This is a genomic window from Microcoleus asticus IPMA8 (assembly GCF_013179805.1).
GTDB classification, from domain to species: Bacteria; Cyanobacteriota; Cyanobacteriia; order Cyanobacteriales; family Microcoleaceae; genus Microcoleus; species Microcoleus asticus.
In genome coordinates this window covers 12852-26039 of the sequence record NZ_SRRZ01000111.1, presented here as the reverse complement: position 1 = coordinate 26039, position 13188 = coordinate 12852, and the positions used below count along the sequence as shown (strand labels likewise).

General features: G+C 43.4%; 12 protein-coding genes and 1 riboswitch. Of the genes, 3 read left to right on the top strand and 9 right to left on the bottom strand.

Annotation, left to right across the window (positions count from 1 at the left end; genetic code table 11):
- Positions 1-239: 239 nt before the first annotated feature.
- Positions 240-521: a DNA cytosine methyltransferase gene (locus E5S67_RS33640; RefSeq protein ID WP_246276967.1), complete on the top strand. Its 282-nt coding sequence runs from the start codon at positions 240-242 to the stop codon at positions 519-521.
- Positions 522-680: 159 nt separating this feature from the next.
- Here E5S67_RS33640 and E5S67_RS24235 read toward each other — a convergent pair whose 3' ends face one another.
- From E5S67_RS24235 to E5S67_RS24220, 4 genes are all read right to left on the bottom strand, one after another.
- Positions 681-1670, bottom strand: coding sequence for an FkbM family methyltransferase (locus tag E5S67_RS24235; RefSeq protein ID WP_216670685.1), 990 nt, complete (start codon positions 1668-1670; stop codon positions 681-683).
- Positions 1671-1722: 52 nt separating this feature from the next.
- On the bottom strand, positions 1723-3096 hold the full coding sequence (gene thiC / locus E5S67_RS24230; protein WP_172190916.1) for a phosphomethylpyrimidine synthase ThiC: 1374 nt from the start codon (positions 3094-3096) through the stop codon (positions 1723-1725).
- Positions 3097-3103: 7 nt separating this feature from the next.
- Positions 3104-3200: riboswitch (TPP riboswitch) on the bottom strand.
- 186 nt (positions 3201-3386) lie between these two features.
- Positions 3387-4184 (bottom strand): Uma2 family endonuclease, encoded by a 798-nt coding sequence (locus tag E5S67_RS24225; RefSeq protein ID WP_172190915.1) that lies wholly within the window; start codon positions 4182-4184, stop codon positions 3387-3389.
- Between the two features lie 122 nt (positions 4185-4306).
- Entirely contained in the window at positions 4307-4867 is a 561-nt protein-coding gene (locus tag E5S67_RS24220; protein ID WP_172190914.1) for a Uma2 family endonuclease, read from the bottom strand.
- Positions 4868-4998: 131 nt separating this feature from the next.
- Between E5S67_RS24220 and E5S67_RS24215 the strand changes: the two genes are divergently transcribed.
- Complete coding sequence (locus E5S67_RS24215) at positions 4999-5304, top strand: DUF4058 family protein (RefSeq protein WP_339382710.1); 306 nt, start codon at positions 4999-5001, stop codon at positions 5302-5304.
- A 45-nt stretch (positions 5305-5349) separates the two neighbouring features.
- On the opposite strand, the gene E5S67_RS24210 is transcribed toward E5S67_RS24215, so the two are convergent.
- The 5 genes from E5S67_RS24210 to E5S67_RS24190 all read right to left on the bottom strand — a co-directional run bounded on the left by E5S67_RS24210 (position 5350) and on the right by E5S67_RS24190 (position 12209).
- Positions 5350-8730, bottom strand: coding sequence for a HEAT repeat domain-containing protein (locus tag E5S67_RS24210; RefSeq protein WP_246276966.1), 3381 nt, complete (start codon positions 8728-8730; stop codon positions 5350-5352).
- Between the two features lie 122 nt (positions 8731-8852).
- Complete coding sequence (locus E5S67_RS24205; protein WP_172190900.1) at positions 8853-9020, bottom strand: hypothetical protein; 168 nt, start codon at positions 9018-9020, stop codon at positions 8853-8855.
- Positions 9021-9052: 32 nt separating this feature from the next.
- Positions 9053-11317: a tetratricopeptide repeat protein gene (locus E5S67_RS24200; RefSeq protein WP_246276965.1), complete on the bottom strand. Its 2265-nt coding sequence runs from the start codon at positions 11315-11317 to the stop codon at positions 9053-9055.
- A 252-nt stretch (positions 11318-11569) separates the two neighbouring features.
- Positions 11570-11809: a 6-carboxytetrahydropterin synthase gene (locus E5S67_RS24195; RefSeq protein ID WP_422614712.1), complete on the bottom strand. Its 240-nt coding sequence runs from the start codon at positions 11807-11809 to the stop codon at positions 11570-11572.
- Between the two features lie 115 nt (positions 11810-11924).
- Positions 11925-12209, bottom strand: a complete 285-nt coding sequence (locus E5S67_RS24190; protein ID WP_172190912.1) for a TRADD-N-associated membrane domain-containing protein — start codon at positions 12207-12209, stop codon at positions 11925-11927.
- A 162-nt stretch (positions 12210-12371) separates the two neighbouring features.
- On the opposite strand from E5S67_RS24190, the gene E5S67_RS24185 reads away from it, so the two are divergent.
- Positions 12372-13188 (top strand): pentapeptide repeat-containing protein (locus tag E5S67_RS24185; RefSeq protein ID WP_246276964.1); only part of this gene is annotated, 817 nt, incomplete at its 3' end.

Genomic DNA, 13188 nt, shown 5'->3' with positions numbered 1-13188 from the left:
GCGGATGCTTTGAGGCTGAAAAGATAATATTTTTAATCTCTAATTCCATTTGATTTGCGTTCTCTCATATCGCTTTTAGTCTAAACTCCAGCAGTTTAGACATAATTGAGTTGATGAAGAGTTTTATATTGACAAGGTGAAATAAAGAATTTGGACATGACCCAGATGGCAAACTATTAACTAAAGAGCAAATAGCTACTTTTTTTTCTGCTCCCAATCTCGATAAAATTCTGGATTCGTTGGTAACAAAAAAGTACCTGCAACAGAAGAACAATCAGTACAAACCTGTATCCGGTAACTTTTCCTTTGAAGTCTATAAATTTCTCAATCCGCATAAGATTTCGGTAACAATTGTTGCCAGTGATGCTAATAGATTAGGGGTTTACTCTCATAACCGAGTCCGCAGGATTACTCCCCGCGAAGCAGAACGGTTACAAGTTTTTTCAGATAGTTTGAGTTTGCATCCTAATGATGATAAAGCTTATCATCAAGTGGGTAATAGTGTAAGTATATTAATGTAGTTAAAGCTGTTGCTCTAGAAGTTATCCATAATTGTTTATTCTCTGCAAAGCAAGTTCCTTTGAAAAATGCAGTTTAATAATTCTCAATCATAACCTAAAACTGTATAGAAGGGGCAAAGCGATTCGCCCGCCCAACTAATTATTGCGTCACGAGCTGTATTATGCAAATGGTGAGTAATATTTTGTTAATACTCGGTTGATTGCAGGAACAATATTTGAGGGTGCATGGTTTAGTGCTTGTTGCAGCCTAGCTCCGGCAAGATCGCGAAATCCCAAAGTGCTAATTATAGCCCCATCACGAAGACAAGCTTGCCAATCACTGGTTTCTTCTGAAAAAGCTATTTCTTTTCGGACATAATAAGCCTCTCCCCAAAAAAGTTGCCCTCCCTGTGCTGAAATAGGAACGATGCGCCCGTCAAAAATTTGTACGTCTTTATGTTTGAATGCTGAGGCTTCTGGTAAACTACTATAGTGACAAAGATTTGTTAGCCGCCACAGAACGAAGCCTCGCTTACGCAGAAAAGAGTCGATATCGCTGAAAAGAGGCTGACCCAAATAAATAGGGTTAAATTCTACTTCAATCTGTAAAGCGCGTATCGACTGTAAGCAATTTTCAGATCCCTCTAAAACTCCCAATTCCGATCCTTGAGTATCAAGTTTAAGGAAGTCCACTTGATTGACACCAGTAGACGAAGCCCAGGTATCCAATGTCGTTAAATCAACCTCTGTTTCGCCGACCAATTTTGCACAAGCTAGATGAGGCATAGAGCTTGTCAGTGATGAGTCAGGTTTGTATAAAGAACTACAAGCTGGTTCAGCGGTGAGAAAAAGTGGCAGTTTCCCTTCGGAATTTCCCAATGCCTTAGCCACAAAATGTACATCAGAAGAGCCTTGATAGTTACTCTTCAATCGCTCACATTCGACAGGATCTGGATCAAATCCTATTAAGGTGACATGAGAACCAAAAAGAGACCAAACATCAGCAAATCCCCACCTACAGCCAACATCTATAACAACTAAATTTCGCTCAAAATATTCTGCTAACGAAGCAACTATCGTGGAATTAACAGCGATTTTTGGCTGATTTTCATTAAACATAACTGAGGATGAACCTAAAAGTAACAAGTTACCACAAATGTAAAATTGCAACAGCTTTACGATTAATTAAGGTGGGCAATGCCCACCCTACGAATTAATCCAATTAGCTTTGGGCTACAGGTTCCTTAGCCAAAAACTTCTCTAATTCTGTCAAAGCATCGGCATCAACCTTAGTCTGCATCGGACAGAATTTAGGGCCGCACATCGAACAGAATTCAGCAGTTTTGTAGATATCTGCCGGCAAAGTTTCGTCGTGATATTCCTTTGCCCGTTCAGGATCTAATGACAGCTCAAATTGACGGTTCCAATCGAAATTGTAACGTGCTTTCGAGAGTTCATCATCGCGATCGCGCGCACCCGGACGGCCCCGTGCAATATCTGCAGCGTGAGCCGCGATTTTGTAAGCAATCAGCCCGTTTCGGACATCCTCAGCATTCGGCAATCCTAAGTGTTCCTTCGGTGTCACGTAACACAGCATTGCAGTACCGTACCAACCAGCCATAGCCGCCCCAATTGCTGAGGTAATGTGGTCGTACCCAGGCGCAATATCTGTCACCAACGGCCCCAAAACATAGAAGGGTGCTTCGGAACATTCCTCCATTTGTTTTTTGACATTAAACTCAATTTGATCCATCGGAACGTGACCAGGCCCTTCCACCATTACCTGCACGTCGTGTTCCCAAGCTTTGCGAGTTAACTGTCCCAAAGTTTTGAGTTCAGCTAATTGAGCATCATCCGACGCATCGTGAGTACAACCGGGGCGCAAAGAATCTCCCAAACTAAACGAAACATCGTATTTTTTGAATATTTCAATGATGTCGTTAAAGTGAGTGTAGAGGGGATTTTGTTTGTGGTGATGTAGCATCCAGCGCGCCAAAATGCCGCCGCCACGAGAGACTATCCCAGTCAGCCGATTTTTCACCAACGGCAAATGCTCGATCAAAATTCCGGCGTGAATAGTTTGGTAATCAACACCTTGTTGAGCGTGTTTGTCAATGATGTGAAGAAAGTCATTGGGGGTCAGACTTTCCATATTACCGTGAACGCTTTCTAGTGCTTGGTAAATTGGTACAGTACCGATCGGCACCGGTGAAGCTTTGATAATTGTAGTGCGAATTTCATCCAAATTCCCGCCGCCGGTGGACAAGTCCATCACGGTATCAGCGCCGTATTTCACTGCTAGTTTAAGCTTGTCAACTTCTTCTTCCATATTGGAAGAGTTGGGAGATGCACCGATATTAGCATTGACTTTGCATTTAGAGGCAATGCCGATCGCCATCGGTTCCAAATTCGGGTGATTGATGTTAGCGGGAATAATCATCCGTCCCCGCGCTACTTCAGCGCGGATCAGTTCTGGCGGGAGATTCTCTCGCTTAGCAACAAAGTGCATTTCCTCAGTAATTACACCTTGGCGGGCGTAGTGCATTTGAGATACATTGCTCTGCCCGCTACGCTTAGCGATCCATTCGGTACGCATATTTAATTTCCTTGATAAACAGCTTCCCTCCGCTGGTATTACCCAGACTCAGGTTCTAAGGGTGTTTTCTCAGCCCGGATATTCGGGCACCCCTAGCTAAGCTGTTAATAGTAGCACTGATGTCTGTACCAGATGAAAGCAATTAAGGAAATCTTAATATAAACAATGGGTTGAGGAGATCGAAAGTGCGATCGTCCTTTTGGGGCTTCTGATATTTCTGGTGTTTAAAAAGTGTTTGAAGCGAAGCTATCCCGAAGGGAATCGCACCCCATTTAACAACCGAAAAACAATCACACCTCATCAGGATTAATCCCCATTTCGCGCAATTTTGCTGCTAGGCGATCGGCGCGTTGTTTTTCTTCCTCCGCGCGAAGGTGTTCTCGTTCCGCCCGCAGGCGTTCTTCTCGGGCACGTTCCTCTCCAATTAACAGCAAATTCCCTTCACTATCCCACCAACGCAACCAAGGTAAATTCATCTCATCATATTCACCTTGCCAAATGCCCAACTCAACTCCAAGCTGAGGAATCGGATAGCGACCGCGCTCATTTACACTCATGCGCTGATAGCAGTTGTCTTCTAAATGATACATTTCTACAGCGGCTTTTTTCACTTCATAAATGCCGTAGTAAGGCACGCGAATCGCCTGTTCGTAAACCCAAAATTTGCCCACCTTTTGTTCTTCGACTTGACCGGGTTCTGGCGGCCGCGTTCTGTCTCGCTCTTCTGCACCGTTCCCGGACACAAATTCCAAAACAATCAGCGGTGCAACGTATTCCTTCCACAATACATAAGAACGTCGCACCTCACCATTTAATAGTGGGGGAACATTCGGCACATAAAACCAATCGGGCGCTTCGGCACCGCGTTCGAGAGGGTCAGTTAAACGCCAATAAATCCCGCAATCTTGACCGATGCGGTAGCGTCCGTCTGGATGAAGTCGTTGCAATATTGGTCGGAGTGAATCAGTGAGAATAATACTTTGAGGAAGTTCTTGAAAGTTTTTCACAAAAGTACCATCGGACTCTGGCAGTTCAGTGTGGTCTGGGAGATGGGTGACTTCCAATTCAAATGATTTGGCAATAGTCATAACACTTGCGCAGATTTGAGGAATTAAACTTATTATAGTAGAAGGAAGAAGGAAGAAGCGAAATTTGGCGGATTCAAATCGCCCCCTAAATTAGTAAAATTTAATAATAGAAAAAAATCCTATTAACCCAATATAAAATCAACGCTCACTTCTAAATCGGGAAAGGCCAGCGGCGCAACTTGTTGACCGCGCCAAAACTTGAGCATTAAACTATAACCGTTCGGGCCTGGCTGACGGTAGACTTCCAAACAATTTTCAACTAAATCTACCAGCCAAACTTCCTGAATGAGCGATCGAGCGTAAATGGATACTTTCACATCTCTGTCATAATCAACCGTACTATCTGAAACTTCAACTAACAGCAAAACTTCAGACGGTACTGGATGGGCTGTGGCGTAGTAATCAGCGCGAGGTTGCAGCAATACAAGATCCGGTTGAGGTTCCGTGCGCTCAGTCAACTGGATAGGGTCTTGGACACCCAGAGTCGCCCGATCTTCTGGAATCAGGCTGAAGCGCCTGGTGAGACGCTTAACGGAACTTGCGTGACGAGTACCAATTGCAGCCATTTTAACAATCTCTCCTTCTATGAGTTCTACCCGATCGCCCTCGGAGAGAATACCAGCCTCAGTCATCAAATGATATTCTTTTACTGTAAATAACCGTTTTTGAAGCTGAACAGACATATAACTATTCTCCTTTTTCAGCATTGAATCTAAGTTTATCACTTGTCCCTGTAATATTTCCCTACTAAATCTTAACCGCTATACTTTCAAACAACAAAAAAACACCCCAAACGAAGTGGCATATAAACAAAGTGTTGAGAACGGGAAACTTTATGCCAATTGCGGAAGTTATTCGATCGCACTACCGCATTCTGGTTGGTCGGGCTAATCTCTGTCCTGAAGCTGAACTCTACCCGTTTAATGTGCGTGAATCAATTCCCCAATTCTTTCTTTTTTTGCAGTCAGGATATGAAGAACCTGTTGTGAATTTATCTGAGGTTTTGGGTGAAGTTTATCAGGAGGCTGCTTTAGATTTGGCGATCGATTATTCAGTGCAGTCTATTCCAGCGCTGAGTGAGGGTGATTTTCAGTGGGTGCGATTGTTGATGGAATCGTAGGATGGCGATAAGGACTGCGATCGGGATTTGCAGGATTGATTATCCTTAGTCAGGGTCAGCACTCATAGTGTCGAGGTAAGTGATAAGGGCTTTGGAGACGACACTTTCTTCGAGGTAGTGTTTAGCGACTTCAGCGAGGGTTGCTTTGGTGGCTTTAAGGTGACTTTCCGGGTTAAGGAGTTGGCCCTTTAAAAGTTGCAGTTGTTTTTGGATTGTTTGCCATCGAGTCGGGTTCGTATTTTGGATTTCGCGAAATTCGACATCAATGATTTCAGCAGCTTGGACTTCGGTGGTTGGTTGGTGGGTTTGCTGAAGTTGATGTACCAATTGGCGAAGTTCGATGGTTTGTTTTTTTAAGGTTTCATCGTTTGCGTAATTGTGGTTATGAGTATGAGTGCCTTTTTCATAGTAGTTGTTAGCAGTAATGACGCGCTTGGGTGCTTCTGACACTTTTTTAAACTCCTGGAGAAGTAGGTCTAACTTATTATTATATAGCAAATCTTCTAATTCCCCCTCTCCGCTTTTAGTTCTGTGAGGGGGTGGCAACCGGGTGATGCCATAGTTGTAGAATTGGCAACGAGATTGGATAGCAGCGATCGCCTCCACAGGTCTTTCAACAACTGTAATTGTTTCTGCAAGTTGTCTCAAACGAGATAGGATTTCAGCATTACCTATTGTCTTGGCAGCATCCATCGCGTTTCTACAAATATCTTCATTTAGGTTATTAAGAGCCTTCTTTAGTTCATTGACTATTTCTTGACTCTCTTTAAAAGCTTCTAGAAAGTCAACTGCATCCTTTCGGATAGAGTATTCATCATCTGTGAATGCTGTTGAAACAATACTGGACAAACCAACTTTTCCATGAAAGTTTTTCATTCCATCAAGCGCCCGCTCGCGAGCATCTTTATTTCCATTTTTTAGGGCATCTTCTAAGATAGGTATCCCCTTGCGATTATTGAATTTAGTTAATGAATAAGCAGATATGAGTTGGATAAGAAATTCTTTATCTTTCAAAGTTTGGTACAAACTAGGGATGTCTTTAGAATCTCCGAAGAATCCAAGACTTAATATGATTTCCCCTCGAACATTAACAGGTTTATACTGCAACAGCTTTCTTAGAGTAGGTAATACCTCCACTGCTTTAAGGATGCGTAATGATCTAATAGCTGCTTCACAAACATAATCCTCAGCTTGTAGAGAGCGGATAAGTTCGCTAATAGCTGAACGATCCTGAAGCCGACCCAAAGCATAAGCAGCAGAAGAACGTACAACCGGATCATCTTTAGATAAAGCCTCGATGAGAACTGGTACTGCTCGTAGGTGACCCATCACTCCTAAATAAATTGCAGCACTAGAACGAACAGAGCTTTGTGGATCGCTTTGCAGAATATGGATAAGAGCCGTTACACCATCCTCTAACACATCGGAATCTAGCCAGATTCCTAGTGAACCTATTTGGGAAACTGCTTGTGAGCGAACGATCCAATCACTCTCTGATAAAGCACCGATCAAGATAGGAATAGCTGCGGCATTCTTTGTTTCACCTAGAAGCTGTAGAGTATCTCTTTTGGTATCGGCATTGCCATTATTAAACTCTTCATTCAGTAATGCAATTACTTCTTGAGGAACGCGCTGTCCTAGAAATTCAGCAGCCTTAGTTTTTACAGTATAATCGTCATGCTTGAGCGCACTCTTCAAACAATCAATCGCGGCTCTTCCTTCTAATTTTCCTAAAACATCTATAACCAAACTGCGCACTAAAAAATATTCATCATCTAGCAGTTGACAAAGGTTGGGGACGGCTTCTAAATTACCTAATTTTCCCAATGACTCCACTGCTTTCTGACGAACAGAATAATCCGGATCGTTCAATGCTTCAATCAAATACTTTAAAACTTCAACATTTCTAAAGTTACCTAATGCTCGCGTAGCACGCCAACGGGTATCAGAACATCCATTTTTATGAATATCAAACAGGAAGGGTAAGGCATTCTGCGACTGAGTTTGTTCTAAAAGCCAGATTTTAAGCGATGGCTGGAAACCTTTTTGAAGAATGATGTTTACAGTAGCTTTTTGTAGAGATAGGGTAGCTTCCCCAGCTAACCTTGCTCCCAAATACAAATCTACCTCCAGTGCCAGTTTCACCATCCGCACTGCTAAAGGCTCAGACTCCACAAACGACATCGCCATTGCTAGCGGTTCCGTCCACTTGAGATAATTCAAGTAGTAATATTGCAATTCCTCATTACTCAACTTTTCCAACTGTGGCGCTAGCCGCTCCGCCGCATAGTATTCCTGGATTAGTTGATGCTGAAAACTAACTTCCCTATCAGAGACTCTTTCCAAAACGTGATACTTAACCAACTCTTCAATCCGGGATGGAGCACCATGAAGATCGCCAAACTTTTCAACCAGCAATTTTTCTGCTTGCTCATCAGAGATGATTAAGCCAGGATCAGTTGGCTCTGGAGAGTTCAGCATTGTAAACGCCAGATGTTCTAGCCAAGGATTCCAAGCTTTGCGACGCTCATCTGTAACGGGTGCGCCTTCCTTATATTTTTTGAAAGTCTGAAAAAATTGACGGAATGCCTGTCCCAAAGTATCTACAACAGTAGCCGTCTCCTGAAACAATTGATACAGCATCCACAAAACAAATGGCGTGCGGCTTAACTCTCGGTTGTCTCGGCTCAACAATTGCAACACTTGTTGCGCTTGACCGGGCATACATTCTCGCAAAAAGCGATCAATTTCTCTAGGGTCAAGAGGCTGTACTTGCAATCGTCTTTTAATACCTAGATCGCCGTTTCCTAGCTCTCGTGTTGTGCAGATGAGTGGAATCTTAATTTGATCGCACTCCTCACGAAATGTTTTCAGTTGTGTACGAACTGTGTCTGCTGGCATCTCGTTCAAGCCATCTAAGAGCAGAATCAGCCGTTTCTTCTGAAACAATAGATCTTCAACTTCTGGAATTGTTAGTCGTAGTTGTGGCTTAAGTGCATTTCTAATCAGAGTCAACATCCCTGAAGGATCTTCAGGGCTAGAAAAACTGACTTTATAACTTTTCAACGGAATCAGCTTCAACGGAATCAGCACAGGAATTCGAGGTTTTGGTTTCTCAAGCTCTTTCTTTGCAAAACCGACCAAACAACGCAAAAGCGCGGTTGATTTGCCGACACCGGGGGAACCTACCAGCAAAATATGCTCAGATTCGACATAATCCTGGATTCCTTGAAATATTGGCAGTGATAGGATTTGTGCCTTTTTCTCTTCCTCTGGTTTTTTCTCATCAGTTTGCACCATCTGCTCAAATGAGAAGGTTGCCTGTCGATCGGCGATCGTTTCGGTCAAGGCATCCACAGTCCACCAATGCTCGTAGCGCCGGCAGATTTCTTGTAAGTAGCGCTGAAACTCACTAGGGGCAATCATGCAAGAGTGAAGTTATATCTATAACGAAAGCGTCTTTTCTATGATAAACAAATTATTCGGCATAATGCCTAGATGGTTAGACTTTAAACTTGACTGAGCCTCCTCATTGCTCATTTTTTTCGCTAATAGCTGTAACAACTCAAGCCGCAGGGCGTTCCTACCCACAATTTAGTCTCGCCAGAGTCACCCGTGCCGATCGCACTCACCCGATTTTCCCCTAAGCCACTATACCGATTGTCAAATAAGTGAGGTACGCCCCGATCGCATTCCAATTCCCAGGCGTACCTCATTTTACTGAAAAGTGCTATGTAATCATCAATCCTTACATCGAAGCTGTTAAAGTAGGTCGATCGACCTTGCTATCAGAGGCATTTGAAATATCAGACAATTCCCCGGAATTGGGCTTAACTTCAGTCTCTTTTTCCCCGGAGTCAATTTTGTCTGTATCCTGTTTTAATTCTGATACAATTGCGCCTCGATCGCGCCAAGCTTCCGCATTTTCGGGCTTGATGGCAATAGCTCGATCGTAAGCTGCCATTGCTGCCTTATAGCGTTTTAATGCTGACAAAGCTGTGCCGAAGTGGTGCCAAGCATCGTAGGAGTCTGGCTTAATAGCAATCGCTTTCTCATAAGCTGCGATCGCTTCTTCATTGCGCTGCAATTTTGCCAATGATTCGCCTTTACAAAACCAAGCTTCGTAACACTCCGAATTAAGAGTAATTGCTGATTCGTAAGAGGCAATTGCTGCTTCGTGCTGCGACAGTTTGTCGAAAGCTGCGCCTCGGTTGTGCCACACTTCAAAATCCTGCGCTTTAATTGCTATTGCTTTGTCGTAGCATTCGATCGATTCTTGATATCGCTGCATTTTTCCGAGCACAGCGGCTCTATTGTACCAAACTTCGTATTTGTCTGGTCGGATTCCCAGAGCTCGATCGTAAGAATCAATAGCATCGCTGTAGCGGAGCAGTCTCCACAGCATATTGCCTCGATTGTACCAAGTTTCGTATCTCTTGGGATTGAGTTCAAGAGCGCGATCGTAAGAATCGACTGCTGCTGCGTGCTGCTCTATTTTGCCCAGCATTGCCCCTCGGTTGTGCCAAATTTCGCTGTCGGTTGCTTTGATAGCGAGGGCGCGATCGTAACTGGCGATCGCTTCTTCGTAATGCTGCAATTTAGCCAACAAAGCCGCTATACTGTGCCAACAAGCGTATTTTCGGGATTCGCTCGAACTTGCTCGCTCGTAACAGACGATCGCCTCTTCGTACTTCTGCAATTTTGCCAGCAAAGTCGCTTTATTATACCATGCTTCGTAGTGATCGGCTTTAATTAATATTGCTTGGTCGTAACAGGCGAGAGCTTCTTCCTGGCGCTGCAATCTTATTAACACATTTCCGCGCCAATACCAACCCTCATCCAAATTCTTATTAGCTAAAATAGCTTTTTCCAAGCCGACTAATGCCTCATCATAATTGCCTTGAAAATAAAGCCCTTCGGCTTGCTTGATATAATCGTCAGCAATCAAATTTTCGTCACTAGCAGGTGCAGTTTGCGAATTTTGGGAATTGTTTATGGGCGGTTGAGGTGCGAGTTTGAGAGCTTCTTTGGCAACAACTGCGGGAACTTGGGAAATTTCTTGAACAATTTGAGATTTTTTCTCGTCAACTTCTGTCAACAAAACTTGCAAGTGCATGATAAATTGAGATTTGAGAGTCTCAATTTGCTCGACGGAAGATTTGGAAAGTTCAGTTTCTCTAGTTAAAAAATCAATGGATTGTTTAGCTGCACTCATTTGCGCTTCTAATTCATTCCTCAATTTTTGAGTTAGTTGGCTAGAATTTATGAGTTCTGATTCCAATACACCAATGCCCTGCAATCGTTTATTGGCATCAGCAACTAACTGTTTGATTATCAGCCGTCGCATCAGCCAAAAAAAGGCAATTGTCACTGGTGGAAAGACAGTACCAAGAATTAGTAAAATATTGAGCAGAGTTATAGTATTATTAAAACCGTATCCAGATTCAGCACTGCCAGTAGACGGGGAGATAAAAGCGAAAACCTCGCGAACTTGAGGATTGCTTTCAACACCGATTTCGATTAATTTAGCCAGCCAGGTTTCTTGTAAAGATTTTGTTAGTTCATCGCCGGATGCAGCAGAAGTATTCGCCTTGGTTTTTGCAGCAGCAGATAAATCGGGTTGAGCCGAGGCTACCAGCAAACCAGTCTGGGATTTTACAGCAATTCGCGGGGAAAATTGTTCGTGGGCGATCGTCTCAGGCGCGCTGATTGACTCAGCCCAACGGGATGCGGTAGTATTTGCGGAAAATTGTTCGTGGGCGATCGTCTCAGGCTCGCTAATTGACTCAGCGGCACCCGATTCAGTATGATTTACGGCATCAACAAAGTTGCTAGCCTGCGGTGTCTGAGGAGAGATGGGAGGTGCAGCAGGATTGGCGCTAGTATTAGCAGTTAAATTGTGGGATGCGAGGGCAGCCAGAGTCAGGAGAGCTACATTTGAGACGCGCATAAACGTCAACTCATTTAGGAGAAATTGGTGCTTGGTTTTCAGCGATCGGGCGATCGACCTCATACTCTCAGCAGTTAGAATAGCTGACAGGAGGAATGCTGACTTACTATCTCCAAAATACGCGCGCAGCCTGACTTGTCAGGAAAAGTGCCAATAATTCTGAGTGTGGAACTTTTTTGAAAAAATATATTCTCGCGCCTAATCCGGTTGAATAACTCTCGGAATCATTATTAGGCTGGTAGGGCGGGGTTCACCAATCTGCACAATTAGCCAAATATCCGGCTGAACCCGCCCCAACTGAACCGATTTTTAACTCTAAACCTTAGCTAAAATCGCTTCCGGCTGCTGACGTTGGGCCGCCACTTCCTCTAAATCAGCGCCGTAAATTTCACAGCTATTATTCGGACTTTCAATCAGCTTAATCTTGTGCAACTCGGAGCCCAATTCCCGAACGGGCGATCGCAACAATTGCCCGATCCGAACTGCAATATTCTCCGCAGTTGGCACAACGTTCTCAAAATAAGCAATATCCTTATTTAAAAAAGTGCGATCGATGGTATTTTTCTCTGAAGAAGCGCGTTTTGTAGGGGCAATCCCGCCGTGGTTGCCCCGATCGATCCTGATGATTGTTGCGTCAGTGCTATTGCTCTAATTATCTGCGATCCACCCGCTATAGATCGTCGTTGAGATCCTCAGCAACCTTATCAAGTCTGTCATTGGCATCTTTGGACAGCTTGAGACAATAAGCAGTCGATGCCAGACCTCCAGTTGCCGTGATAGTTCCCTCTGAGGCTTTGCCCAGAAGTACAAGCCCAACTCCCGTAAAACTGATGAGGACACAGGCTGCGGTCGTTACAAAAGCCAAGTTAAAACTATGGTGGGCTTGGCGCAACCGTTCTTTGGCAATAATCATTTCTATTGTGGAGTCAGAGTGGGTGATTGGCTGGTTATTCATGGGTTTCGTTGAGCCTAAACTTTATACTTCTAGTGTGAAGCAAAATGCTTGAAACCCTGACTACACAATGATTCACTTGTGGCTATCTTGTGATTGCTCTATGATTGTCCTATGCTCTAGTTTCGATTTTGTAAGCGATCGTCTTAAAACACTCTCCACATTATGACTGACCTAAGCATCAGAAAAAAGAAGAAAATAATGATCGCCGCATCTTCAGAAGGTGTAAAGATAGCAGAAAACGCTCTGATCAGGCTAGGATTTGATTCAAAAAGTAACTTTGCAAAATCTCGCTTTTTAGGACGCAATACAGTTACCGACTTTTTTCAGCGCCAGCCCATTCAGGTTAATTCCTTTAAGAAGATATGTCAAGAACTGAAATTAGATTGGATGAGAATAGCGGAACTCTCAGAAGAAAAACCATCTCAAATACCAGGAATAACTGATTGCATAAACCCTGATATTAATGAAGGAGGCGAGAAAATGCTAACACCAACATTTTACCGTCAAGTGACTGTAATAGATAAAAAAACTAATATAATTAAAGCTGAAATTAAATTGATAGGTGATATAAATTCCTTTGGAGATTCAAGTAGCGTTGAATTTATTTTACGAGAATTTGCAGGAGACACTATAAAAATCACTGATATTAAAGAGGGCAGCATCCGATTAACTGTAGAGGGTTCTCAAGAGGATATCGATCGGCTTGTATCTCTCATCAAATCAGGAGAATTAAAGGAAGTAAGCGGTTTTCCTGTTGCAGATGTTCAAATTTTGAGTGAAAGCTCAGAGGATGACGAAAGTAACGAACTCAATAATAAGTGGCATCTAGTACGAGAGATTGTTACTCAGGGATTTAGACATCGAAACTTGAGTGGGGTTGACTTAAGTGATGCCGACCTGAGTGGTGCCGACCTGAGTGGTGCCGACCATATATCTGAAACCCAGATAAGTCACAAGAAGATCTATCGCGACAAGATAT